Raw genomic sequence first — 21,184 nt, forward strand, 5'->3', positions numbered from 1 at the left:
GCGAATCCCTTAAAGAAAGAGCCTGCATGCTATGTGACGTCATAAACTGCATGTACTGCAATTTCTTCAGGACTTATTGAAAACCATGCATCCTGCCTTGCGCCGCCTCGATCTGAATCTGCTGTTGATCTTTGACGCGTTGTACCGCCACCGCAGCGTTGCCAGTGCAGCGTACGAATTGTCTGTCAGTGCCTCGGCTTTCAGTCATGCGCTGGGGCGTCTGCGTGAGGCGCTCAACGATGAGTTGTTCGTTCGCCAGGGCAATCGCATGCATCCCACCCAGCGTGCCGAAGTCCTGGCGTCGGCGGTCACGCACAGTCTCAAGGTGCTGTCCGATCAGTTGGGGCAGTGGCAGCCTTTCGATCCCGCATGCAGCGAGCGCACGTTTACCTTCGCGGCCACCGACTACACCGCCCTGCAACTGTTGCCGTCGCTGCTTGAGCAGTTGCAGCGGGTCGCGCCGCGGTTATGCGTAAAGGTGGTGCATTCAGAGCGCAAGGTCTGTATCGATGACCTGGCCAGCGGACGAATCGATTTTGCCCTGGGGTATGGCGAGGATCGCGACAGCCTGCCCTTGGGCGTGGAGAGCGAAGACTGGCTGAGTGGCCGTTACATCGTGGTTGCCCGACGTGATCATCCAAGGGTCAGGGGAGCACTGGATCTGCAGGGTTATCTGGCTGAGCGGCATGCCGTGGTCACGCCCTGGGGAGAGGCATGCGGTGTGGTGGATCTGGCTTTACAAGGCATGGGGCTGAAGCGCGATGTGGCCTTGCAACTGCCGTTCGTGATGGTATGCCCGTTCATTATCACGCGCAGCGAACTGCTCATGACCATGCCCGAGCAAGCGGCGCGTATGCTGAGCCCGTCGACGAACATTGCGTTCTACCCGCCACCTTTCGATCTTGCGCCCTATGCCTTGCGGCTCTACAGCCACCGCAAATATGCGCGCAGCGATGCCCATGTCTGGATGATTGGGCAACTGCGCGCGTTGTTCGGTCAGTTGCAATCGTGCTGACCGGTCATTTCATCGTGATGATCGACAGTCCCAGTTTTTGCCCGCCGTCGTCCTGATCGGCAATCCAGACCACCTCGGTGTCGGCTTCAAGGCCCGAGAGTGCCGGGTGATCCGAGTCGATGCGTACGCTGAGCTTGTCGCCTACCTGAAAGGCCTGCGGTGCCTGGACCTGCATGCCACTGCTGGACAGATCGAGACACACCGCCGAAATCACCTGGCCGGCGTGAATGATGCTGATGTCGGCCTCTACGCGCATGCGGATAAAGTCACGCTTTTCTGCGTAGTTCTGATCGATTCGGCTCATGGTTCGTCCTGTGTTTTGGTTGCTGATTTGTGCGTTCTTATAACTCCCGGTGATTTGCGATGTAAAGTCGCAAATCGAGCGGGGCAGCACGCTTGAAACGCCCGTCGGATGGGAGTACCGTCTGCGCCTTGAAGGGCACCTCTGAAGACCGACATCATGGCCGAACCTTACCGGCTTGTCCTCGCAGAGTGGCTAGAAAGCGAATCCAGTAAGCAGAACCCGGAACGCACCGGGTCGCCTACCTCAACCTGATCTGGCGCCGTTTGCCCACATGCCTAAAACCAGTGCAACGCTGCTGATTATCGATGACGACGACGTGGTGCGCGCGAGTATCGCGGCCTACCTGGAAGACAGCGGCTTCAATGTCCTGCAGGCAAATAATGGCCTGCAAGGCGTACAGATTTTCGAGCAGTCCCCCCCTGATCTGGTGATCTGCGACTTGCGCATGCCTCAGATGGGCGGGCTCGAACTGATTCGTCAGGTGACAGCCATTTCTCCGCAAGTGCCGGTGATCGTCGTTTCCGGCGCAGGCGTCATCAGTGATGTGGTCGAAGCCCTGCGCCTGGGCGCTGCCGATTACCTGATCAAGCCGCTTGAAGACCTCGCCGTGCTTGAGCACTCGGTCGGCCGGGCACTTGAACGTGCCCGTCTGGAGCAGGAAAACCAGCTCTACCGCCAGAAGCTTGAAGCCGCCAATCGCGAACTTGAAGCCAGCCTGCATCTTCTGCAAGAGGATCAGGACGCCGGTCGCCAGGTGCAGATCAACATGCTGCCGGTCAGCCCATGGTCCATCGAGCAGTTCAATTTCGCTCACGAAATTATTCCGTCGTTGTACCTGTCGGGTGATTTTGTCGATTATTTTCGGGTTGATGAGCGTCGCGTGGCGTTCTACCTGGCCGATGTATCGGGTCATGGCGCGTCGTCGGCGTTTATCACCGTACTGCTGAAGTTCATGACCACGCGGCTGCTGTTCGAGTCCAAGCGCGGCGGCACACTGCCGGAGTTCAAGCCTTCCGATGTGTTGGGTCACCTCAACCGTGGCCTGATCAGTTGCAAGCTGGGCAAGCATGTGACCATGGTCGGTGGCGTCATCGACGAGCAAGCCGGTACACTGACGTATGCGGTGGGTGGCCACCTGCCTCTGCCGGTCTTGTTCAGTGCTGGCAAGGCCAGCTATCTTGAAGGCCGTGGTCTGCCGGTTGGCTTGTTTCAGGAAGCGACCTATCAGAACTACGTGATCGAGTTGCCGGAGTCGTTCAGCCTGACCCTGTTGTCTGATGGCATACTGGATTTGCTGCCCGGTGATACACTCAAGGAAAAGGAAGCCGCTTTACCTGTTTTGGTCGAGACGGCGGGCGGCAGCCTGGATGGTCTGCGCGAGGTTTTTGAATTGGCTACGCTAGGGGAGATGCCGGATGATATCGCCTTGTTAGTGTTAAGCAGGAATCTTTAATGAGTACCGGTAGAATCCAGTTCGCCGAGCAGGAAGGCACCTTCGTTCTCAAGTTTGTGGGCGAAGTGCGATTGACGTTGTGCTCGGCCTTGGATGCGACGATCGAGCGGATCTTCACGGCGCTGAATTTTTCGGCTGTTGTGATCGACCTGACCGAGACACGCAGCATCGACAGCACAACACTTGGCCTGCTGGCCAAGCTCTCCATCCTGTCACGGCAGAAAGTCGGGCTTTTGCCCACGGTGGTCACCACCCATGAAGACATCACGCGGCTGTTGCAGTCGATGGGCTTCGATCAGGTGTTCAATATTGTCGATCACCCGGTGCCGTGCCCCGAGTGCCTGACCGACCTGCCATCTCAGGATCAGGGCGAAGAAGTGGTCAAGGCCAAGGTGCTCGAAGCGCACAAGATCCTGATGGGGCTCAATGAGTCCAATCGCGAGGCGTTCCACGATCTGGTCAATGCGCTGGAAGGTCAGCGCTGAGAGCTGACTAACGCTTCAGGCAGGAAAAAGGGCGATACCCCTGCGGGTATCGCCCTTTTTTGCATCAGGACTTTTTCGAAAGGAGGGCTTCGAGTTTTTCCTGGTCGCGGGCGAACTGGCGAATGCCTTCGGCCAGTTTTTCGGTGGCCATGGCGTCTTCATTCGACAGCCAGCGGAACTCACGCTCGCTGAGGCTCTGGCGCGGCTCGCCAGCCTGGCCGGGAATCAGTTTGCGCTCCAGGGTGCCCTGGTCTTCAGCCAGTTGTTTGAGCAGGTCAGGGCTGATGGTCAGGCGGTCGCAACCGGCCAGTTGCTCGATCTGGCCGATATTGCGGAAGCTGGCGCCCATGACCACGGTGTTGAAACCGTTGGCCTTGTAGTAGTTGTAGATGCGCGTCACCGACTGCACGCCCGGGTCTTCTGCGCTGGTGTATTCCTGGCCGGTCGACTTCTTGTACCAGTCATAGATACGACCTACGAACGGCGAGATGAGGAACACCCCAGCCTCGGCACAGGCCACGGCCTGAGCGAAGGAAAACAGCAGGGTCAGGTTGGTCTGGATGCCTTGCTTCTCAAGCACCTCGGCGGCGCGAATGCCTTCCCAGGTCGACGCCAGCTTGATCAGGATGCGCTCGCGACCGATGCCTGCTTCTTCATACAGGCCGATGAGGCGCTGACCGCGCTCGATCATGGCCGAGGTGTCGAACGACAGTCTTGCGTCGACCTCGGTCGATACCCGGCCTGGCACCACATCGAGAATCTTGCGGCCGATGGCCACGGCAAAGCGATCGCTCGCAAGGCCGATATCGCCCTTGCTGCCGCTGAAGGCTTCAGCCAGCAAGGCGGCGTTGCTTTCGCTGGACGCAGCCTTGAGCAGCAGGGAAGGGTTGGTGGTCGCATCCACTGGCTTGAGGCGGGCAATGGCGTCGAAATCGCCGGTATCGGCAACAACGGTAGTGATTTCTTTGAGTTGTTCCAGCTTGGAAGTCATGAGCGTGCTCTGTCCTGTGGTGGAGTGACATTACCCGAGCGTAGTCGAGCGCTCAAGGGCAGGGTCGTGACGGCGTGCAAACGCCATGCAGACTAGCTTGGAACCCGATGACGGCGGCTCGTTCCCGGTTATTGACGATTGGGGTGGGCAGGGCTTTACAGTAGACTGATCGCGCGAAAATTTACCAAGGAAGTGTACCCATGCCTGAACTCTCCAGCCTGCTGGCCTTCGCTCTCATTTGTCTGGGGATGGTACTGACGCCTGGCCCGAACATGGTCTACCTAATTTCGCGCTCGATCTGCCAGGGCCGTATGGCCGGGCTGATCTCCCTTGGCGGTGTGGCAATGGGCTTTGTCGTCTATATGCTCTGCGCCGCCGTCGGCATCACGGCCCTGGTCATGGCTGTGCCTTACGCCTACGACGCCCTGCGTCTGGGTGGCGCACTTTACCTGCTGTACCTGGCCTGGCAGGCGGTCAAACCCGGCGGCCGCTCGCCGTTTCAGGTACGCGACCTGCCCAAGGACAGCCCGCGCAAACTGCTGACGATGGGCTTTCTCACCAGCCTGCTGAATCCCAAGATCGCGGTCATGTATTTGTCATTGCTGCCGCAATTCATCCAGCCCGAAGGCCATGGCAGCGTGCTGCTGCAATCGCTGATCCTGGGGGCAACCCAGATCGTGGTCAGTGTAAGTGTCAACGCGTTGATTGCTGTGATGGCGGGTTCGATTGCGGCTTTTCTGGCGGGCAGACCTTTGTGGCAAGTGCTGCAGCGCTGGTTGATGGGCACGGTGTTGGCGGGGTTGGCTGTGCGGATGATTGTTGAGGGGCGGCGGTAGGGGGATTCAAATTTTCTGGGTCAGGACTCTTTTTGTCAGGTGCCGACTAAAGTCTCGTCTGGTATTGATGAGCATTCGGATGTAGACAATCGTGTCATCAAATTCATAGATAATTTTCGTCTGCCTGACAAGCCTGAATTTTACATTGGTAATGCCGAATTGCTTCAACTCTTCAATGTCGGTGCCATGTTCGGGATTTGCCTGAATGCTTCTGAAAGCTGCCTTGTACTCCGTGTTTACTGTTATCCAGGTTAATTGGCCAAACTGATTGGCCACATACCTCTTCATTTCTTTGAAGTCGTCCTTGGCACTGTCAAGGATGACGATTTCCCTCGCCATGTTCAGTCGTCCATTTCATCGAGAAAAGCGTGCGCGTCACTGAACTTCCCTTCTTTGATGTCCTTATTACCCAGCGCGAGTAGCTTTAGCAGAGCCAGCGTCTCTTGCTGTCTTTCATATTCATTGATGTCCATGACAACCATTTTTGCCTCGCCATTCTGAGTGATGATAATGGGCTCGGGGTTGACGGAGAACTCCTTGACTATCTCGGCTGCACTTGTCTTCAAATAGGTAATAGGTCTGATGTGGCTGGCCAGGGACATTTTGGGCTCTGCCTTGTAGAGTGGGGTGAAGGACAGAATGAGGCCTGAATTCTGTCCTGTCAAATGGGCTGCACCTCAGAAATTGTCCTTATGGCGTTTGCTGTGCCGCATGCTTCACTCGCAAGATCTCGACAATGCGCACGTCATCCAGTACGCGATAAAAAATAATATAGTTTCGATGGGCTACCAGTTCGCGTACATCCCCTGGCAAGCCAGGTCGTCCGGTGCGGCCACTATTAGGGTGCTCGGCGAGTGGTAGGGTTTTGTCGCGCAGTTCCCTGCCAAAACTGCTTGCCCGAACAGGGCTGTCTTTGCCGATGTACTGGATGATCGATCGCAGATCGTCTCGGGCCATCGGTCGCCATTCGATGCGGTAAGGAGAGGGGGCTTTCTCTACCGATCTATCCACCATGCTCAAGCACGACCCTTTTTGACCGGATCGTGATCGGCGGCGAGGGCGGCAATATCAGCCTCCATTTCAGCCATCACATCCTCGTGCGAAATATTGGGTCGTGTGTCCTCAATGGACGCCTGAATATCGGCTGCAAGCCATTTGTTATAGGCAGCCGACTGGTGAGCCTCGCGCAATGCAGCGGAGCGGCCTCGGATGCCCGCGGTCGGTTCCTTCTCGTCGGGGTTCCATTCGCTGGCATCGAACTGACCTACGGTGATACCGATATCGCGCAAGACATTCAAGGCAGCGGCCGGGTTGCCGAAGCGGCGAGGCTCGGTGCTACGCGCTTTTGCCAGGACAGCGCCGCCGCCACTGCGGGTTGCAATCTGGACCAGAAACGAGCCGCCTTGGCCTTTGAGTGTCACGCCAGCAACGCCGCCGGCATCGCTCGCTGCGCGTAACTGTTCAAGGGTCATGCTTTGCATGGTTCGCTCCGCTGTGGTGTTGTGAACTAGATTTAGGGTGTATGAAATTTAGATAACCTGCAATTTCTTTCTAGAATGTGTGTTGTCTCCTGTGCAAATCCTTCTTGGCTGCAGGCATGAACCTCATGCCAAGAGGCCTTGATGGGAGGAGAGTTGTAGCTGATTATCGTGGCACTGGGGCTAGACTGCGACTTTGTGATTTGGAGGTATTTATGAGCGTTCCGCTGTCTCCCATCGTTTCCGAATTTGAAACCCAAGAGCAAGCTGACAGCCACGATCGTTGGTTCCGTGCCAAGGTCGAGGTCTCAATGGCCAATCCTGGTCCGGGTGTGCCTCATGATGAGGTCATGGCCCGGATGGATGCCATCATTCAAGCTGCTGAAGCCCGACATAGGTCAGTTGACTGACACTGCCGGTTATGTGGCTGGATTCGGTCATGGCTGACCTGATTGAACTGATCACTTTAATTGCAACGACACTCTATCCGTGGCTCGCTGTGCCAAATTGCGGCTTGAGTCCGTATAGCTTTCTTTGGTTGATTATTCGTATTTATTTTCTATGAGGTGTAGGCGTGAGTCTCGATGGGTTATTCACGGACATGCTTGGACTTTGCTTCAAAACTAGCCAGCTCGAATGCAGCCTATCCGGATTATTATCCTGATGTGAGTGCTGTGTATTTAGATTTGACTTGTGTGTTTGTTTTGCTTGCTCCGTAAATGCCTGTGCGCTTTTTTAGCGCACAGGTTTATTGCTAAGCAACCCTCCCCATCAACTGATTCTGCTCTTTAACTGCCTTCGCCCTCTGCTTATCAATATAATCCGCCAGATCCTTCAAATAGATCCCCAGCCCCGCTTTCTGGCTATCCGCCCCCAGCCGCACCACCGGTATGTCAATCTCCCCGCCAAGCCGTTTTCGTTTGAACTGCTCAACCGACAGGTGCATGTAATCCTTACATACCCGATCCAGCGGTATCACCGCCTGGGCTTCATACTGGGCCATGAGCAAAAACAGCGTATTCATCGACGATCTCCATCAGGTCTTACTTTCTTGATCGGTTCCATTTCACTCTCGCTCCCGCAGGATGGTGAATGCTGCCGTTGCCACTCGACCCATCCCGGCTCGCGCCGCTGTTGCGGGTCAATGCATTCGGTGACGACCTTTTGGCCATTGAGGCGACTGGCGTGGGCCATAAGTCAGATGCGGTCGCGCTTATGGGGCGCTCGGCAATCAGCTGCTGAAAGACAACACCACTGCGCGTCATACCCCAGCGCTTCCTGATAAACTGCCCAGCCTTCGCGTTTGATCCCGATCTGTGCTGTTTGGCTGACCGAGCTGTCTTGCGCTCACATACGGTGATGCTCCTCCATTTTCGGTCGCTACATTTCCAGAGATAGCCCCGGAAACTATCAAAACCGCCCAGGAATTTGCTACAAATCGACTGATGACTATGTCCCAAGATATGACCCGAAACCCCCGTACCACAAGGCCTGCGCTGTCCCGCCGGTTCTCCGTTGCGCCGATGATGGACTGGACGGACCGCCACTGCCGGTACTTCCTGCGCCTGCTTTCGAAGAACGCCTTGCTCTATACCGAGATGGTCACCACCGGTGCGGTATTACATGGCGATCAGGAGCGTTTTCTGGGGCATAACGAAACCGAGCACCCTCTGGCTTTGCAACTGGGCGGCAGTAACCCGGCCGATCTGGCGACGTGCGCGCGGCTGGCCGAGGCGGCGGGGTATGACGAGGTCAATCTGAATGTCGGTTGCCCTAGTGATCGGGTGCAGAACAACATGATCGGCGCTTGCCTGATGGGGCATCCGGCGCTCGTCAGCGATTGCGTCAAGGCCATGCAGGATGCGGTGAGTGTGCCAGTCACGGTCAAGCACCGGATCGGCATCAACGGTCGTGACAGCTATGAGCAGCTGTGTGATTTCGTGGGCCAGGTACGTGAAGCGGGTTGCCGCAGTTTTACCGTACATGCCCGGATCGCGATTCTGGAGGGGCTGTCACCCAAGGAGAACCGTGATATTCCGCCACTGCGCTATGACGTGGCGGCGCAGTTGAAGGCGGACTTTCCGGACCTTGAGATCATTCTCAATGGCGGGATCAAGACCCTGGAGGAGTGCCGTGAGCATTTGCAGGTGTTTGACGGCGTGATGCTGGGACGTGAGGCTTACCACAACCCTTATTTGCTGGCTGAGGTCGATAGCCAGTTGTTTGGCTCGGAGAAGCCGCCAATCAGCCGCGCCGATACCATGGCGGCTTTGCGTCCTTACGTTGCCGATTACTTGGCGCAAGGCGGCAACATGCATCACATCACTCGCCATATTCTGGGGCTGGCCCAAGGTTTTCCAGGGGCTCGACGTTTTCGGCAAATGCTCTCGAATGATATTCACAAGGTCGAGCAACCGCTGGCGCTGTTCGATCAGGCGGCTCTGATGCTTGAAGGGCGCTAAATAATTCACAGCTCCTTGCCCTGGATCAATGGCTGAGAGGATCCCACTGGCCGCTCTTCTGCCAAGTGACTAATGTTCACTGCATACCCACTTGCAGGAGCGCTGTCATGCACAAGGTTCTGGTTCCTTTCGATGGTTCGGTTCATGCCAAACATGCACTGGACTATGTCATCGACCTGGCCGGGCAGATGGCCCGGCCGCTGGAAGTTCATGTACTTAATGTCCAGTCCAGCCCGTTGGTCTACAGCGACTATCTGGCGCCGGACATGATCGAAGGCGTCAAGGCCGGGTTGTTCAACTCGGCCCGCGGTGTGCTCGACCAGGCCAGCACGTTGCTCGCTGCCAGCGGCGTCGCTTATCAGGTCCATGTCGACCTGGGCAATGTTGCCGAACAGATTGCCGCCCAGGTAAGGACGCTGGGATGTGACACCGTGGTCATGGGCACACGCGGGCTGGGCAGTTTTGGCGGTCTGCTGCTGGGGTCGGTGGCCAATCGTGTGATTCATGATGTACCGGTGCCGGTCATCCTGATCAAGTAGCCGGCGGTTTATGGCTGCGCCGGTGTCGAATGCTGGCGCAGCAGCTCGATGGATTCGCTGGGCACCAGTTGTCGCAATTTCTTGTACAGGGCGCGGGTTTCCAGCAGGTTCCAGATGCGCAGCATGGTTTCCAGGGCATCCAGCGGTTTGCTGATGAAATCGCGTGCGCCCAGTGCCAGGGCGCGCAGGCGCGTGTCTCGGGTGGCGTCGGCGGTCAGCACCAGAATCGGCAGGTAGTCGTTGCCGGGGATGCGCCGGTTCAGTTGTTCGAGCACCGCAAAGCCGTCGAATTCGGGCATGTGCAGATCCAGAATCACCAGGTCCGGCTCAAAGCTGTTGAACAGATCGAGGGTTCGCAGCGGTTCGCTGCTGCTCAGCACATTGTGCAGTCCTTCGCGGGCCAGCAGTTTTTCCATCAGTTCCAGATTGGGGAGCTGATCGTCGATGATCAGGATGCGAAAGTCAGTATTCATGGCTGCTCCGGCAAATACTGGTCCAGATAAGCGAGAAAGCCCGGTACATGCAAGGGTTTGACGAGCACGCCCGTGGCGCCTGCCGCCTGCAAGGTACTGCGAGTCAGATCGCTGGCATCGGCGGTCAGGATCACCACCGGCGTGAGGGCGGTAACGGGCGATTGGCGCAGGCGGCTCAGCACGTCCAGGCCTTGCAGGTCTGGCAGGTCGATGTCGAGCACAATCAACTGCGGTGCATGCTGACGGGCCAGGTCCAGGCCAAGTTGACCGAGCATGCTCGACAACAGACGGATGCCCGGACGGCGTTGCAGCAGGGTCTCGATCAGGGCCATGCTCGACAGATTGTCTTCGATACACAGTAGCGTACCCCGGCTGGCTACCGCAGGCGGCGCTGTCGTCGGCAAGGCCGGTAAGGAGGTAGCGATTGCCGACGGTGATGTATGTGCCTGCGCGGCTGGCAGTTGCAGGGTAAAGCGGCTTCCCTGACCGTGCGTGCTTTGTACACTCAGACTGCCTTGCATGGCCTGCAGCAGGTTTTTGCTCAGGGCCAGCCCTAATCCGGTGCCTTCGACGCGCGGGTCGGCTTCAAGTCGTTCGAAAGGGGTAAACAGGCGTTCAAGCTTGTCCGCTGGAATGCCATGCCCGGTGTCGTTGACCGAAATACTCAGACGTCCTGCCTGTGGTTGCACTTCGATCCAGACCCGCCCGCCCGGCTGGTTGTATTTGATGGCGTTGGACAACAAGTTGAGCAACACCTGAATCAACCGCTGCCGGTCAGCGAGTACGCCGTGATGCGTGGCTTGCTCTGGCAATACGCTCAGTTCGATCCCGGCATCGCGGGCCATCGGCCAGACCAGTGTCAGGGCCTCTTGCAGCGCCGGAGCCACGGATACGGGCTCTGTATTCAAGGCCAGCCGACCGGATTCGATCCGGGCGATGTCCAGCACCTCGTTGATCAGCGTCAGTAAGTGCTGGCCGGCGCGCAGGATATGCCCGGCATGCGTCCTGTGGCCGGGCGCGGCATCCATGTCGAGCAATTGTGCAAAGCCCAGAATGGAGTTGAGCGGGGTGCGTAGCTCGTGGCTCATGCGCGACAGGAATTCACTCTTGGCCCGGCTGGCGCGCTCGGCCTGTTCGCGGGCCGTACGCAAATCTGTTTCGGCGGCTCGTCGATCGGTGATGTCGCGGGTGATCTTGGAAAAGCCGCGCAGGGCGCCGCTGGCGTCGTGTTGTGCGGTAATGACCACACTGGCCCAGAATCGGGTGCCATCCTTGCGACAGCGCCAGGCCTCTTCCATGTAATGGCCATCGCGAGTGGCGGCGGCCAGTGCCATGGCCGGATGCTGCGGGCACTCATCGAGCAGATAGAAGACCGAAAAGTGCCGACCAATGATCTCCTGTTCGGTGTAGCCCTTGATGCGTTCGGCGCCGACGTTCCAGCTGGTGACGTAGCCCTCGGTATCCAGGGCGAAGATGCCGTAATCCTTTACCCCGTCGATGATCAGCCGCAAGCGTTCTTCATTGTCGCGCAGTGCCCGTTCGCGCTCGGCGAGCAATTGGCCGGCCTCGACCAGACGGCTGCCCAACTGACCCACCTCGTCGCTTTCCGGTGCCTGGGGCAATAGCGGCTGGCCAAGCGCCAGGCGCTGAGCATTACCTTGAACCTGCTGAACGCGGAACACAATGCCGCGTGACAGCAACAACACCGCGATGATTGCGCCAAACAGTCCGCAGCCGGCGGCCAGCAGGGTCGAGAGCAGCAGACGCTGGCGGGTGGCGGCAGCGGCGGCGGTGCGTTCGGCCAGCAGGGTGTCTTCACGCAGGCGCATGGTATCGATGCGTTGGCGAAGCTCGTCAAGGATGTGCTTGTTTTCGACCAGAATGCTGGCAATCGACTCACGATCAGCCTCGCTGAGGCGGCGCAGGGATTCCAGGCCTTCCTGTTTTGTGTCGATCAGCGGGGCGATGGCTTGAAGATGCTCACGCATCTGGGGGTCGCGTACATTGCCGTTCAGGCGCTGCAAGGCGGCCTCGATCAGTGCGCCGGCTTGCAGCCATGCTGGCAGAAAGTCTTCGTTGCGCGTCAACAAATAGCCGCGCACGCTGGCAGCGGCTTCCGCCAATTGGGTGTGTACGGTCTGGATGTCGCCTTGTACCAGCAGCACCCGACGCACGTCCTCTTCGGCACGTGCCGTCTGGCGTTCGGTGATATAGATCAGCACTAAAGAGCCCATCAGCAGCACCAGTGGCAAGGAAATCGCCACCAGCGCCTTGCCGCGCAACGGCAGGTCGGCCCAGCGACTGGCCGGCGTGTCGGCGTTCATGACCACTGCCCGGGCACCAGGCCCAGCGCTATGCCGCGCACGGCCGCCTGAGTGCGATCGGATGCCCCGAGCTTGCCGATCACTCGCTCTACATGGGCTTTGGCAGTGCCGGTGGTGATGCCCAGGCGCTCACCGATCAGGCGATTGCTGCAGCCGCCGGCCACCAGTTCCAATACCTGGCGCTCGCGTGCGGTGAGCGTTTCAAGGGGCGGTGCCGCCGAGCCGCCGCGCTCGGCCATGCGCCGCAACAGGCGGGCGCTGACGGCACTGTTCAAAGCCTCTTCCCCGCGTGCCACACGTTGCAGGCTGTCGATCATCTCGTCACGCCGGGCGTCCTTGAGCAGGTAGCCTACGGCACCGGCACTGATGGCTGCTTCAAGATGGTCGGTGCTGTCATCCATGGTGAAAATCACCACTTTCAGTTCAGGCATGCGCTGTTGCAGCAACCGCGCCGCGCCCAGGCCATTGAGGACGGGCATACGGATGTCGAGGATGGCGATGTCCGGCCGCAGGGTTTCGCACATGGCTACGGCCTGCTGTCCGTCGCTGGCTTCACCGACCACGATGAATTCCGGGTGGCCGGCGAGCAGCGAGATAAAGCCGGTGCGGGTCACTTCATGGTCATCGGCCAGCACCAGGCGTATGGGAGTGGTCATGCACGGTGCTCCTGTAGCGGTGCAAGTGGCACAACGGTATGCAGGCGGGTTCCGCCGTCAGGCTGGCGACTGCAACTGAAATGCCCGCCCAGCAGGCTGGCGCGCTCTTGCATGGCCACCAGGCCAAGCGAGCGGGCCGGGTCATGCACTTGCGTGGTGTCGTTGTCGAACCCGCAACCGTCGTCGCTCAAGTGCAGCGAGATCTGATCGGAATGGTGTTGCAGGCCAAGCTCCACGCGCCGGGCGCCAGCATGCTTGAGTACATTGTTGATGCCTTCCTGAGCGATGCGAAACAGGGCGATTTCTACCGGGTCCGGCAGGCGCTCGTGCGAACGGGCTTGCCAGTACACTTCGATGCCTGCATCGCGCAGGCGGTCGGCTTCTTTATCGATGGCACGCAGCAGGCCGAAGTCGTCCAGCACACTGGGCCGCAGGCCACCGATCAACTGCCGCGCCTCGCCGACACAATGCCGGGCCAGGTCGAGAATATTATCAAGGTCGCCGTCCAGTGGCGCAGGCAGGGCAGGGCAGCGACCGGCAAAACCCTGCAGGCGCTGGTGCAACCCCACCAGAGTCTGGGCCAGGCCGTCATGCAGGTCGTAGGCCATGCGTTTGCGTTCGTCTTCCTGAGCGGTGAACAGGCGATGCACCAGCTCCGACATGCTGCGTTCGCGAGCGACCAGGGCTTGCAGCAGCCGGTCGTTTTCCAGGTGCGCGGCCAGTAAGGTCGCCAGCAGTTGCAGCGACTCGATGTCCTCGTTGTCCGGTGCGCTGACAGGCAGACTGTTGGCCAGTAACAGCAGGCCGAAAGGACGGTCGTCGGCACCGCGCAGTGGTAACTGCAACACTGTGCTCAAGGGGGCACCACGCTGTTCCAGCCATTGTGGTTCGTGCAGGGTGGTGTCGGCCTGGCTGCTCAGGCCGGCCAGACGCTCCTGGCTGCCGAGGCTGGCGGTGGCGTGTGCGGTTTGTCCGTGGGGCCATTCCAGCAGCAGGCCGTGGTCCATGGCTACGAAGGCGCAGGCACGCTGCAAGACCTTGCGGCGCATGGCATCGGGGTCCAGCCGGGTCAGTTGCTGGCCGGTATCGACCAACAGCCTCAGGCGCGCCGCCCGGCTTTGTGCCTGACGGTACTGAGCGCGGATGGCCAGAGCGCTGGCCGGGTCGTGCGGAGGGCTTGGCATGTCGAAGGTTCCTGCGGCTGATAGTCGCCCACGCGGGCAAACGTGCGCTATTAGAACCTGTCAGCCCCCAGGCTGCCTATCTGCCGAATGGCATAGGCAAAAAGCGCCGGTTGGCCGATGGCCCGGCGTGTCATGCCGGGCACAGTGACACCCTGATCAACTTGCAGGAGTGTCGTCATGAAAGTGAAAGTCGCCGTTGTCGCTTTGGCCCTGGCCATCAGTGCTCCCTGGGCTCAGGCCGTAGAAACCGCCCCGTACGTGTACCGCACGGTGGCCGAGTTGCCGAGCAATGCGAGCGAGCGTGAAATTGCCGGCCTGTTCGAGCAGTGGAATGCCGCGCTGAAAACCGGTAATGCCAAGGGCGTCACCAGCCTGTATGCCGCTAACGCTGTGCTGCAACCGACTGTGTCCAACGAGGTGCGCGCCACGCCTGCGCAAATCACCGACTACTTCGACCACTTTCTGGTGCTCAAGCCGGTCGGGCGGATCAACTACCGGGAAATCCGCCGTCTGGGCAGCGATGCGGCCATGGACAGTGGCGTCTACACCTTCACCCTGACCGCCGCCGACGGCAAGGTCAGCGAGGTTCAGGCGCGTTATACCTTCCTGTACACGCGAGTAGACGGGCAGTGGAAGATTCTCAACCATCACTCTTCAGCAATGCCGCAAGTGCAGCCGATGTTGCAGGCCAGCCATGCGGCGGCAAAAGCCCAGTGATCTGATCAGCCCTTGGTCAGCGCCTTGAGCAACTGATCGACATCCGCTTGCAGTCCGGTCAGCGGATCGTCGCTTTCGCTGCCCACCACCAGCAACTGGCTGCCGGCGGCGCTGATGGCCGCCTTGACCGGGGCTGGCGGGTCGCGGTGATCGAGTACCACAGCCACGTCATTGTCCTTGAGCGTGGTAGTCAGTTTTTGCAGCGCTTCAGGCGTCCACTGTTCATCGGTCAGCACCTGGCGCTCGACCAGCTCCAGGTTGAGCCCGCTGATCAAATAGTTAAGCCGGTCAGACAAACTGACCACGGCAACGTTGTCGGCCTGCGCCAAACGCTTTTCGCTGTCGGCGCTGAGCTTGAGCAACTGTTGCTTGAAGCTTGCCAGATTGGCCTCGATACGCGGCTTTGCGGCAGGCGCCAGACGCACCAGATCGGCCGCCAACACATCGGCCATACGCCCCAGATTGTGGCTGGCCAGCCAGGGCTGGCTGTTCAGGCCGTCGATACCTTGCTCGGGCTGCAAGGCAACCCCGGGCAGGGCACCGTCCACCGGACGTGCCGCATCTATTTCAACGATACGAATATTGCTGCGCCGGGCATTGGGGTACAGCGGGTCTTCGCTCCAGATCGAACGCAAACCGATCACTGCATCGGCGCTTGTGGCCAGTTTGTGCAGCGCTTCGGCACCGCGCCCGGTGAAGTAGGCGCTCTGCCGCGAGCCGGGCAGGTTGGCGGCGGCTGCACGCTCCAGTGCTACACCGCTGTCCTTGAGCAGAATTTGCCCAAGACCGTAAGTGATCGGCAGGCTGGCCAGAATACGCACCGGCTGGGCAGCTTCTATTTTTGCTTCGACGGCCATCACGCCAGGGCTGAACACGCCGCCAAGAGCGAGGGCGAAGGCGAGGCTACGCAGGTTTGAAGTGGGCATTTATCCGATATTCCCCTTGAGGCTGGGCAGTGTGCCGCGCGCGATGGCGGCCAAAGCGAAGGCGACGCCGCAGACCAGGATGATCGCTGCGCCCGAAGGCACCGGCAGATCGAAGACGATTGGCATCAGGATGCCGCACAGCGTGCTCACCGTGGCGATCAGCACCGAGGCCCAGAAAAAGCCCTTGAGCGACTGGCTCAGCAAGCGCGCGGCAGCGGCCGGGATCACCAGCAGTGCACCGACCAGAATGGCGCCGATGACTTTCACCGCCGCGACGGTGATCAGGGTCACCAGAATCACGAACAGATAATCCAGCACCTTGACCGCCACGCCGCGCACGGCGGCCAGTTGCGGGTTGAAGCTGGCCAGCATGATGCGGTTGTACAGCGGCAGGCTCAGGCCCATGACCAGCGCGCCGACGATGGCCAGCACCAGCAGGTCGTTACCGTTGACCGTCAGCACCGAGCCGAACAGCACGTTTTCGAGAATGTGCACGTTAATCTTGCCGGCCAGCACCAGCAGCAGGCTGGCGCCCAGCGCCAGCGACACCGAGAGGAACACGCCGATCAAGGTGTCCGGGGTCAGGCCGGTGCGGTTGCGCAAATAGTTGAGCACAATACCGAACAGCAGGCAGTAGCCGAACAGGCTGCCGTAAGGGCCGGTGTACGGCTCGCCGAGCAGAATGCCGATGGCTACACCCGTGAGTGCGGCGTGGCCGACGGCTTCGGAGAAAAACGCAAAGCGCTTGACCACCACCAGCGTGCCCAAACCACCGAGCACCGGGCCGATCAGCAGGCCGGCGAGCAGGGCGTTGACGACAAAACCGTAGGCCAGTGACTCGGGCAAATAGCCCGAGCTGGCCAGGTCCTGAATGAACAGGCGAAAACTCTCGTAGGACATTACCCGGCACTCCCTGCGCTGCGTGGGTGGGCGGAGAACAGCGTCAACAGCCGCTCCGGGGTCAGGGCCGTCTGCGCCGGCTCATCGAACAACACCCGGCGGTTCAAGCCGGTGACTTGATCGGCCAGGCGCTTGACTGCTTCCAGGTCGTGCTCGATCCACAACACTGTGATGCCGCTCTGGCGCCAGTCAACCAGCAGTCGCTCAAAGACTTGTATGCCCGGCTCATCAAGGGCCGACATCGGTTCATCGAGCACCAGCAATTGCGGCGCCGGAATCAAGCCTTGGGCCAACAGCACGCGCTGGCGTTCGCCGCCCGACAATGCGCCCATGCGCCGTTTGCGTTTGTCCTGCATGCCGACCCGCTCCAGCGCCTCACCGATAGGCTTGGCGTAATGCCGTGACAGGCCCAGAAAGGCTGGACGGCGCTGGCACATGGCGGCCATGAAATCCTCAACCGTCATCGGCAGGCCGCGATCGAACTCCAGCGCTTGCGGCACATAGCCGATCACGCCCGCAGCGCCCGGCCATTGCAGGCTAAGCTGGCCCTGATGCGGCATCTGCCCGAGCAGGGTCTTGATCAGCGAACTCTTGCCGCCGCCGTTGGGGCCGACCAGCGCATGCACGCTGCCGGCACGCACGTTAAAGCTGATGCGGTCCAGAATCGTGGTGCGGCCGAGGGTCAGGCTGACCTCGGCGAATTCGACGCTCGGTCCCTGGCTGTTCACCTGAATGTGTTCGGCAGCGGTCATGCGCCGCTCTCCTGAATGGCGCGGACCACGGTGTTGAGGTTGCCGGTCATGTCTTTCTCATACTTGTCGGCGGTGTACTCGCCGTAGGAAATATGCGACAGCGGATACAGCTTCACGCCGGACTCGCGCTGGATGGTGTCGACATAGCTGGACGGAAAGTCCATCTCCGAGAAAATCACTTTCACGTCCAGTTCACGCAGTTGGTCGATGGTCTTCTTCAACTGGCTCGGGCTGGGCTCGATGCCATGTGCGGGCTCGATCACGGCGGTCACTTCCAGGCCGAACTCGCGCAGCAGGTAATCGTAGGCGGCGTGGACGGTGGCGACGCGCAGCTCGGCGTTGGGCGCCTGGGTCAGCTTGGCCAGTGCGTCGGCGCGCATCTGGCGCAGGCGCTTGCCGTAGGCGCGGGCGTTGGCGGTGTAGGTCTTGGCGTTGTCCGGGTCGAGCTTGCCCAGCTCGCGGGCAATGTTATTGACCTGGGCAATCGAGGCGCTGATCGACAGGAAAGTGTGCGGGTTGACCACCTTGCCGGCGCCGCGTGCGGCAATCCCGGTGGCGGCCAGCAACGGCACATCGGCGTTGGCCTCGATGACTGGCACATCGGGTTTTTCGCTGGCCTGGATCATCCGGTCGGCAAAGTCGTCATGGCCAACGCCGTTGAGCACGATGACATCCAGCGAGCCGATACGCTTGATGTCTTCGGCGCGTGGCTCGTAAGCGTGCGGGTTGAAGCCTGCCGGAATCAGCGGTACCACTTCGGCCTTGTCACCGACGATATTGGCGACATAGCTGTAGTAGGGGTGCAGGGTGATGCCGATACGCAGGCGCTTGGCCGGGTCGGCACTGGCTACAGGGGTCAGCAGGGCAGCGAGCAGGGGCGCGAACAGGCCGGCCAGCAGCACGCGCAACACAGGGCGGCGTTTGAATGAGATGGGCATGGTCAGGCGATCTTCTGTGCGATGGATGCGTGGGTTCAGTGCCGATGCTGGCGGGTCACCCCGGCATCGAATTGGGCGACGACCTGTTTCCAGCCGGCAGCGATCAGCGCCTGGTCGCTCAGATCGATCGGGGTCGCGGGCGAGGCGTTGCGGTTGAGCCAGATATCCGCTTGCTCATCGTCATGCTTCTCAGCCTGCGGATGACCGCGCAGCAGGAACGAGCCGGCGATCTCCGGCGACCGGCTCAGGCCCAGATAAGACTGTTGCTGCAATTGCCAGGCATGCTCGCCGCGGGCGACCGAGCTGGCGTCCTGAGCAAAGGGCGCAAAACCCTCGTCGGCCAGTTGCTGCACGGTGATGGGCGATTGTTGCTCCTGCGCCAGCAGGCGGATTTCATCCAGGGTCACCCGCAGGTCGGCATAAATACCTTGCTCGGCCGCGTTCAGGTCACGGCGGGCGTCGAGCTGATGGCTGGCCACCGCTTCAGGCTCATGGCTTTGCCCACGCAGCCCGACCACCGAGCCCGCGACCGCAAGGATCAGCAGGCACAACAGCAGGACATAGAGGGTTTCATGCCCGGCGCCGGCCGGGCGGACGATTTGACGGGTAGGGGCGCTCATCGGGAGGCAATGTCCGCCTGGTCGATTTCCACGACGTGACCAGGACCTGCGTCGAACAGCACATAGAACTCGGCCGCCGGTTTCTTGAAGGTCAGGGTCGAATCCTCGCCCAGTTTGCCGGGCACCAGAATGGTCTCGTCATAGCCGATCACATCCAGCGTCACGCCAGCGGCGCCGCTGCCATCGGAAAAACCGCCGGTGCAACGAATGGTCTCGCTGTCGACCTGTTGACATTCGCAGATCGGGTTATGCGCCAGGGCGGTACCGCTCAGGCCCAGCAGGCCCAGCATTGCGAGGCGGCGTAAAGACGCGTTGATCATTTTTTGACTCCTTGCTTTTTCAACCAGGCGACCGTGGTCGGCGAGGCTTGCGCCAGCGGGATTGACGTCTGGTGGACGGCGCCATCCCAGCCTTCCATGGTGATCCACAGTTCGGCGTCGGGGGCGGTGGTTTCCGGGATCTGCATGAAGGCGCCCATGCGGTAGCCGGGGCCGAAGAAAATAAAGCCGGCGGTGCGCAGGCTGCGTGGCTTGCCGATGCGCAGGTAAGTGGCCTTGACCCGGTCGATGCACTCGGGGCACAGCGTGGCATTGAAGGTTTTGCTGGGGCCGGCACCGAATGAACGCGGCGCCTCGGCACTCTCTTCGGCCAGGCGCAGGCTCCATGGGCCGACCTGTATCTGACCGATATCGTGCTCACCCAGACCTTTGTCGCCGCGAAACAACGCGGCATCGGCAAAGTATTTAGGCATGAAGCCTAGCGGAATCAATAGCAACAGTACGTTGATGTGGAAGCGCCACTTGTACCAGAAACGGCTCAGGGGCGAGGACGGTTGAACAGTCGCAGCCTTGCTCACAGGGCGTTCTCCGCAGTTTCTTTGGCCAGGGCTGGGCGCATGCCTGCTTGTGGCTCGGGGCTGGGTTTGGGCCTGGCTGCCTTGGCTTCACGCTTGAGCGCGTTGAGAGTGGCCTGGGCGGTGCGCTTGGTCCAGATCAGCAGGCCGCTCAACACCATCATGCTCAGCACCAGGCCGAAGAATGCCCAGATCAGCTTGATCCAGATGCCGCCGAAATCGCCGGTGTGCAGTGGGCGCATGGATTCGGTGACGAACTCGATCTTGTTGCGGTCCGACAGCAGGTGTGTAGAGGCAACCTCGCCGGTATACGGGTTGATTTCAGCTGTTTGGAACATCAGCGGATACCAGCTGCGGCCAGCGATGTTCATATTGCTGTAGGCGTTGGAAGGCGGGCTGATAAAGCTGGCTTCCAGGCCTGGAATTTTTGATTGGGCAATCTCGATGGCCTTGTCCAGGCTGATGGTGGGAACCGGTTTGCCGTCGGCGGTCAGCGGTACTGCACTGTGCGGCAGGATCGAGGCCGCTGCCGCGCGGCTGGACAGGCTGATCTGGTTGTCGCCCAGAATCGCCTGAATCAGAAACCAGGTGCCGGTGATCGAGATCACCACGATAAACCAGATCGACCAGATACCGCTCAGGCGGTGAAAGTCGCCCCAGAAAATCCGCGAGCCATGGTTGAAACGCAGGGTCGGCTTGAAAAAGCCTTTCCAGAACTTCTTGTAGACCACCAGGCCCGTAATCAGGGATACCAGCATCGGGATACCCAGAAACGACACCAGGTACCAGCCCCACGAATAGCCATTGGTGAACGGCACCAGCCACCAGCCATGCAGTGCCCGGGTGAAAAAACGGAAGTCAAATGAGGGGGTGACGCCCTGGATAATCCCTGTATACGGGTTGACGTACGCCGCCACGGCGCGTCCGTCCGGGTAGGTCAGGCGGGCGCTGAGTGCGAAATAATCACCATCTGGCTGGGAAATCGACCCTACGTACACATCAGGCTCGTTCTGCTTGATGATCGTGCGCACCTGTTCGAAGCTCAGGCGCGGCGCATCGTCCGCCGGGGCGTTGGCGCGCATTTCGGGATTGGCCAGCCACATGATCTCCTTGCTGACCACGGCCAGGGTGCCGGTCACGCAGACGATCAGGACAAAGAACCAGATAGGCAAAGCCACCCAGCTGTGCACCAGGAACCAGAGTTTTGAGCGGGATTTCTTGGACATGAATAACGGTCTCGATTCACGGAGTGGAGTGGCCCTTTTGGGCAGACTCCGT

Annotated in this window: 27 protein-coding genes; 8 read left to right on the forward strand and 19 right to left on the reverse strand. The window is 60.0% G+C overall.

Translation table 11 applies throughout. The features are described from left to right. Positions 1-85 precede the first annotated feature (85 nt). Entirely contained in the window at positions 86-1,015 is a 930-nt protein-coding gene (locus tag ACYP2A_RS11670) for a LysR family transcriptional regulator (protein ID WP_459745150.1), read from the forward strand. Positions 1,016-1,019: 4 nt separating this feature from the next. On the opposite strand, the gene ACYP2A_RS11675 is transcribed toward ACYP2A_RS11670, so the two are convergent. Beyond that, the gene (locus ACYP2A_RS11675) at positions 1,020-1,319 is read right to left on the reverse strand and encodes a PilZ domain-containing protein (protein ID WP_459745151.1); all 300 of its coding nucleotides are present in this window, start codon (positions 1,317-1,319) and stop codon (positions 1,020-1,022) included. Positions 1,320-1,590: 271 nt separating this feature from the next. On the opposite strand from ACYP2A_RS11675, the gene rssB reads away from it, so the two are divergent. Both rssB and rssC read left to right on the forward strand, forming a co-directional pair. Then, positions 1,591-2,772 carry a two-component system response regulator RssB gene (rssB, locus tag ACYP2A_RS11680; protein ID WP_459745152.1) on the forward strand — a complete coding sequence of 394 codons (1,182 nt, stop codon included), beginning with the start codon at positions 1,591-1,593 and terminating at the stop codon, positions 2,770-2,772. After that, a complete protein-coding gene (gene rssC, locus ACYP2A_RS11685; RefSeq protein WP_056840091.1) occupies positions 2,772-3,257 on the forward strand; it encodes an anti-sigma factor antagonist RssC in 486 nt (161 codons plus the stop codon). The genes rssB and rssC overlap by 1 nt, the downstream gene beginning before the upstream one ends. A gap of 64 nt (positions 3,258-3,321) precedes the next feature. On the opposite strand, the gene tal is transcribed toward rssC, so the two are convergent. Further along, positions 3,322-4,248: a transaldolase gene (gene tal / locus ACYP2A_RS11690; protein ID WP_459745153.1), complete on the reverse strand. Its 927-nt coding sequence runs from the start codon at positions 4,246-4,248 to the stop codon at positions 3,322-3,324. Between the two features lie 200 nt (positions 4,249-4,448). Between tal and ACYP2A_RS11695 the strand changes: the two genes are divergently transcribed. Then, positions 4,449-5,084, forward strand: a complete 636-nt coding sequence (locus tag ACYP2A_RS11695) for a LysE family translocator (RefSeq protein ID WP_459745154.1) — start codon at positions 4,449-4,451, stop codon at positions 5,082-5,084. Between the two features lie 6 nt (positions 5,085-5,090). Here ACYP2A_RS11695 and ACYP2A_RS11700 read toward each other — a convergent pair whose 3' ends face one another. The 4 genes from ACYP2A_RS11700 to ACYP2A_RS11715 all read right to left on the reverse strand — a co-directional run bounded on the left by ACYP2A_RS11700 (position 5,091) and on the right by ACYP2A_RS11715 (position 6,565). After that, positions 5,091-5,423: a type II toxin-antitoxin system RelE/ParE family toxin gene (locus ACYP2A_RS11700; protein WP_459745155.1), complete on the reverse strand. Its 333-nt coding sequence runs from the start codon at positions 5,421-5,423 to the stop codon at positions 5,091-5,093. Positions 5,424-5,425: 2 nt separating this feature from the next. Continuing rightward, a complete protein-coding gene (locus ACYP2A_RS11705) occupies positions 5,426-5,686 on the reverse strand; it encodes a type II toxin-antitoxin system Phd/YefM family antitoxin (protein ID WP_459745156.1) in 261 nt (86 codons plus the stop codon). Between the two features lie 88 nt (positions 5,687-5,774). Then, positions 5,775-6,098: a type II toxin-antitoxin system RelE/ParE family toxin gene (locus ACYP2A_RS11710; protein WP_459745255.1), complete on the reverse strand. Its 324-nt coding sequence runs from the start codon at positions 6,096-6,098 to the stop codon at positions 5,775-5,777. Positions 6,099-6,100: 2 nt separating this feature from the next. Beyond that, entirely contained in the window at positions 6,101-6,565 is a 465-nt protein-coding gene (locus ACYP2A_RS11715; RefSeq protein ID WP_459745157.1) for an antitoxin PaaA2 family protein, read from the reverse strand. A gap of 212 nt (positions 6,566-6,777) precedes the next feature. Here ACYP2A_RS11715 and relB point away from each other — a divergent pair, with 212 nt between their 5' ends. Next, complete coding sequence (gene relB, locus ACYP2A_RS11720; RefSeq protein ID WP_459745158.1) at positions 6,778-6,972, forward strand: type II toxin-antitoxin system RelB family antitoxin; 195 nt, start codon at positions 6,778-6,780, stop codon at positions 6,970-6,972. A 344-nt stretch (positions 6,973-7,316) separates the two neighbouring features. Here relB and ACYP2A_RS11725 read toward each other — a convergent pair whose 3' ends face one another. Next, complete coding sequence (locus ACYP2A_RS11725; protein ID WP_459745159.1) at positions 7,317-7,586, reverse strand: pyocin activator PrtN family protein; 270 nt, start codon at positions 7,584-7,586, stop codon at positions 7,317-7,319. Positions 7,587-8,025: 439 nt separating this feature from the next. Between ACYP2A_RS11725 and dusA the strand changes: the two genes are divergently transcribed. Both dusA and ACYP2A_RS11735 read left to right on the forward strand, forming a co-directional pair. After that, the gene (gene dusA / locus ACYP2A_RS11730; protein ID WP_459745160.1) at positions 8,026-9,024 is read left to right on the forward strand and encodes a tRNA dihydrouridine(20/20a) synthase DusA; all 999 of its coding nucleotides are present in this window, start codon (positions 8,026-8,028) and stop codon (positions 9,022-9,024) included. Positions 9,025-9,131: 107 nt separating this feature from the next. Beyond that, positions 9,132-9,563 (forward strand): universal stress protein, encoded by a 432-nt coding sequence (locus ACYP2A_RS11735; RefSeq protein WP_459745161.1) that lies wholly within the window; start codon positions 9,132-9,134, stop codon positions 9,561-9,563. A gap of 8 nt (positions 9,564-9,571) precedes the next feature. Here ACYP2A_RS11735 and ACYP2A_RS11740 read toward each other — a convergent pair whose 3' ends face one another. The 4 genes from ACYP2A_RS11740 to ACYP2A_RS11755 are packed head-to-tail and all read right to left on the reverse strand — an operon-like array spanning position 9,572 to position 14,200. Then, a complete protein-coding gene (locus ACYP2A_RS11740; RefSeq protein ID WP_459745162.1) occupies positions 9,572-10,036 on the reverse strand; it encodes a response regulator in 465 nt (154 codons plus the stop codon). Further along, positions 10,033-12,360, reverse strand: coding sequence for an ATP-binding protein (locus ACYP2A_RS11745; protein WP_459745163.1), 2,328 nt, complete (start codon positions 12,358-12,360; stop codon positions 10,033-10,035). Before ACYP2A_RS11745 ends, ACYP2A_RS11740 begins: the two co-directional genes overlap by 4 nt. Next, positions 12,357-13,016: a response regulator gene (locus ACYP2A_RS11750; protein WP_459745164.1), complete on the reverse strand. Its 660-nt coding sequence runs from the start codon at positions 13,014-13,016 to the stop codon at positions 12,357-12,359. Before ACYP2A_RS11750 ends, ACYP2A_RS11745 begins: the two co-directional genes overlap by 4 nt. Further along, positions 13,013-14,200 carry a sensor histidine kinase gene (locus ACYP2A_RS11755; RefSeq protein WP_459745165.1) on the reverse strand — a complete coding sequence of 396 codons (1,188 nt, stop codon included), beginning with the start codon at positions 14,198-14,200 and terminating at the stop codon, positions 13,013-13,015. Before ACYP2A_RS11755 ends, ACYP2A_RS11750 begins: the two co-directional genes overlap by 4 nt. Before the next feature lie 177 nt (positions 14,201-14,377). Here ACYP2A_RS11755 and ACYP2A_RS11760 point away from each other — a divergent pair, with 177 nt between their 5' ends. Next, positions 14,378-14,917: an SgcJ/EcaC family oxidoreductase gene (locus ACYP2A_RS11760; protein ID WP_459745166.1), complete on the forward strand. Its 540-nt coding sequence runs from the start codon at positions 14,378-14,380 to the stop codon at positions 14,915-14,917. A gap of 5 nt (positions 14,918-14,922) precedes the next feature. On the opposite strand, the gene ACYP2A_RS11765 is transcribed toward ACYP2A_RS11760, so the two are convergent. Genes ACYP2A_RS11765 through ACYP2A_RS11800 form a run of 8 tightly spaced genes read right to left on the reverse strand, consistent with a single transcriptional unit; the run spans position 14,923 to position 21,132 of the window. Beyond that, the gene (locus ACYP2A_RS11765) at positions 14,923-15,843 is read right to left on the reverse strand and encodes a metal ABC transporter solute-binding protein, Zn/Mn family (protein ID WP_459745167.1); all 921 of its coding nucleotides are present in this window, start codon (positions 15,841-15,843) and stop codon (positions 14,923-14,925) included. Next, positions 15,844-16,743: a metal ABC transporter permease gene (locus ACYP2A_RS11770; RefSeq protein ID WP_459745168.1), complete on the reverse strand. Its 900-nt coding sequence runs from the start codon at positions 16,741-16,743 to the stop codon at positions 15,844-15,846. Beyond that, positions 16,743-17,495 carry a metal ABC transporter ATP-binding protein gene (locus ACYP2A_RS11775; RefSeq protein ID WP_459745169.1) on the reverse strand — a complete coding sequence of 251 codons (753 nt, stop codon included), beginning with the start codon at positions 17,493-17,495 and terminating at the stop codon, positions 16,743-16,745. The genes ACYP2A_RS11770 and ACYP2A_RS11775 overlap by 1 nt, the downstream gene beginning before the upstream one ends. Further along, on the reverse strand, positions 17,492-18,433 hold the full coding sequence (locus ACYP2A_RS11780; protein WP_459745170.1) for a metal ABC transporter substrate-binding protein: 942 nt from the start codon (positions 18,431-18,433) through the stop codon (positions 17,492-17,494). Before ACYP2A_RS11780 ends, ACYP2A_RS11775 begins: the two co-directional genes overlap by 4 nt. 35 nt (positions 18,434-18,468) lie before the next feature. Further along, the gene (locus tag ACYP2A_RS11785) at positions 18,469-19,053 is read right to left on the reverse strand and encodes a DUF6162 family protein (RefSeq protein ID WP_459745171.1); all 585 of its coding nucleotides are present in this window, start codon (positions 19,051-19,053) and stop codon (positions 18,469-18,471) included. After that, complete coding sequence (locus ACYP2A_RS11790; RefSeq protein WP_459745172.1) at positions 19,050-19,373, reverse strand: hypothetical protein; 324 nt, start codon at positions 19,371-19,373, stop codon at positions 19,050-19,052. Before ACYP2A_RS11790 ends, ACYP2A_RS11785 begins: the two co-directional genes overlap by 4 nt. After that, positions 19,370-19,909: a thiamine pyrophosphate-binding protein gene (locus tag ACYP2A_RS11795; protein ID WP_459745173.1), complete on the reverse strand. Its 540-nt coding sequence runs from the start codon at positions 19,907-19,909 to the stop codon at positions 19,370-19,372. The genes ACYP2A_RS11790 and ACYP2A_RS11795 overlap by 4 nt, the downstream gene beginning before the upstream one ends. Beyond that, a complete protein-coding gene (locus ACYP2A_RS11800; protein ID WP_459745174.1) occupies positions 19,906-21,132 on the reverse strand; it encodes a PepSY-associated TM helix domain-containing protein in 1,227 nt (408 codons plus the stop codon). The genes ACYP2A_RS11795 and ACYP2A_RS11800 overlap by 4 nt, the downstream gene beginning before the upstream one ends. Positions 21,133-21,184 lie beyond the last annotated feature (52 nt).

Source organism: Pseudomonas sp. 3A(2025) (assembly GCF_054589175.1).

Excerpts from the sequence above, each read along its gene's own strand:
- ACYP2A_RS11735 (WP_459745161.1), top strand. The coding sequence starts at position 9,132 with ATGCACAAGGTTCTGGTTCCTTTCGATGGTTCGGTTCATGCCAAACAT.
- rssC (WP_056840091.1), top strand. The coding sequence starts at position 2,772 with ATGAGTACCGGTAGAATCCAGTTCGCCGAGCAGGAAGGCACCTTCGTT.
- ACYP2A_RS11785 (WP_459745171.1), bottom strand. The coding sequence starts at position 19,053 with ATGAGCGCCCCTACCCGTCAAATCGTCCGCCCGGCCGGCGCCGGGCAT.
- ACYP2A_RS11790 (WP_459745172.1), bottom strand. The coding sequence starts at position 19,373 with ATGATCAACGCGTCTTTACGCCGCCTCGCAATGCTGGGCCTGCTGGGC.
- relB (WP_459745158.1), top strand. The coding sequence starts at position 6,778 with ATGAGCGTTCCGCTGTCTCCCATCGTTTCCGAATTTGAAACCCAAGAG.
- ACYP2A_RS11800 (WP_459745174.1), bottom strand. The coding sequence starts at position 21,132 with ATGTCCAAGAAATCCCGCTCAAAACTCTGGTTCCTGGTGCACAGCTGG.
- ACYP2A_RS11725 (WP_459745159.1), bottom strand. The coding sequence starts at position 7,586 with ATGAATACGCTGTTTTTGCTCATGGCCCAGTATGAAGCCCAGGCGGTG.
- ACYP2A_RS11770 (WP_459745168.1), bottom strand. The coding sequence starts at position 16,743 with ATGTCCTACGAGAGTTTTCGCCTGTTCATTCAGGACCTGGCCAGCTCG.
- ACYP2A_RS11670 (WP_459745150.1), top strand. The coding sequence starts at position 86 with ATGCATCCTGCCTTGCGCCGCCTCGATCTGAATCTGCTGTTGATCTTT.
- tal (WP_459745153.1), bottom strand. The coding sequence starts at position 4,248 with ATGACTTCCAAGCTGGAACAACTCAAAGAAATCACTACCGTTGTTGCC.
- ACYP2A_RS11675 (WP_459745151.1), bottom strand. The coding sequence starts at position 1,319 with ATGAGCCGAATCGATCAGAACTACGCAGAAAAGCGTGACTTTATCCGC.
- rssB (WP_459745152.1), top strand. The coding sequence starts at position 1,591 with ATGCCTAAAACCAGTGCAACGCTGCTGATTATCGATGACGACGACGTG.
- ACYP2A_RS11760 (WP_459745166.1), top strand. The coding sequence starts at position 14,378 with ATGAAAGTGAAAGTCGCCGTTGTCGCTTTGGCCCTGGCCATCAGTGCT.
- ACYP2A_RS11775 (WP_459745169.1), bottom strand. The coding sequence starts at position 17,495 with ATGACCGCTGCCGAACACATTCAGGTGAACAGCCAGGGACCGAGCGTC.
- ACYP2A_RS11780 (WP_459745170.1), bottom strand. The coding sequence starts at position 18,433 with ATGCCCATCTCATTCAAACGCCGCCCTGTGTTGCGCGTGCTGCTGGCC.
- ACYP2A_RS11715 (WP_459745157.1), bottom strand. The coding sequence starts at position 6,565 with ATGCAAAGCATGACCCTTGAACAGTTACGCGCAGCGAGCGATGCCGGC.
- dusA (WP_459745160.1), top strand. The coding sequence starts at position 8,026 with ATGACCCGAAACCCCCGTACCACAAGGCCTGCGCTGTCCCGCCGGTTC.
- ACYP2A_RS11750 (WP_459745164.1), bottom strand. The coding sequence starts at position 13,016 with ATGACCACTCCCATACGCCTGGTGCTGGCCGATGACCATGAAGTGACC.
- ACYP2A_RS11745 (WP_459745163.1), bottom strand. The coding sequence starts at position 12,360 with ATGAACGCCGACACGCCGGCCAGTCGCTGGGCCGACCTGCCGTTGCGC.
- ACYP2A_RS11700 (WP_459745155.1), bottom strand. The coding sequence starts at position 5,423 with ATGGCGAGGGAAATCGTCATCCTTGACAGTGCCAAGGACGACTTCAAA.
- ACYP2A_RS11695 (WP_459745154.1), top strand. The coding sequence starts at position 4,449 with ATGCCTGAACTCTCCAGCCTGCTGGCCTTCGCTCTCATTTGTCTGGGG.
- ACYP2A_RS11755 (WP_459745165.1), bottom strand. The coding sequence starts at position 14,200 with ATGCCAAGCCCTCCGCACGACCCGGCCAGCGCTCTGGCCATCCGCGCT.
- ACYP2A_RS11740 (WP_459745162.1), bottom strand. The coding sequence starts at position 10,036 with ATGAATACTGACTTTCGCATCCTGATCATCGACGATCAGCTCCCCAAT.
- ACYP2A_RS11710 (WP_459745255.1), bottom strand. The coding sequence starts at position 6,098 with ATGGTGGATAGATCGGTAGAGAAAGCCCCCTCTCCTTACCGCATCGAA.
- ACYP2A_RS11705 (WP_459745156.1), bottom strand. The coding sequence starts at position 5,686 with ATGTCCCTGGCCAGCCACATCAGACCTATTACCTATTTGAAGACAAGT.
- ACYP2A_RS11765 (WP_459745167.1), bottom strand. The coding sequence starts at position 15,843 with ATGCCCACTTCAAACCTGCGTAGCCTCGCCTTCGCCCTCGCTCTTGGC.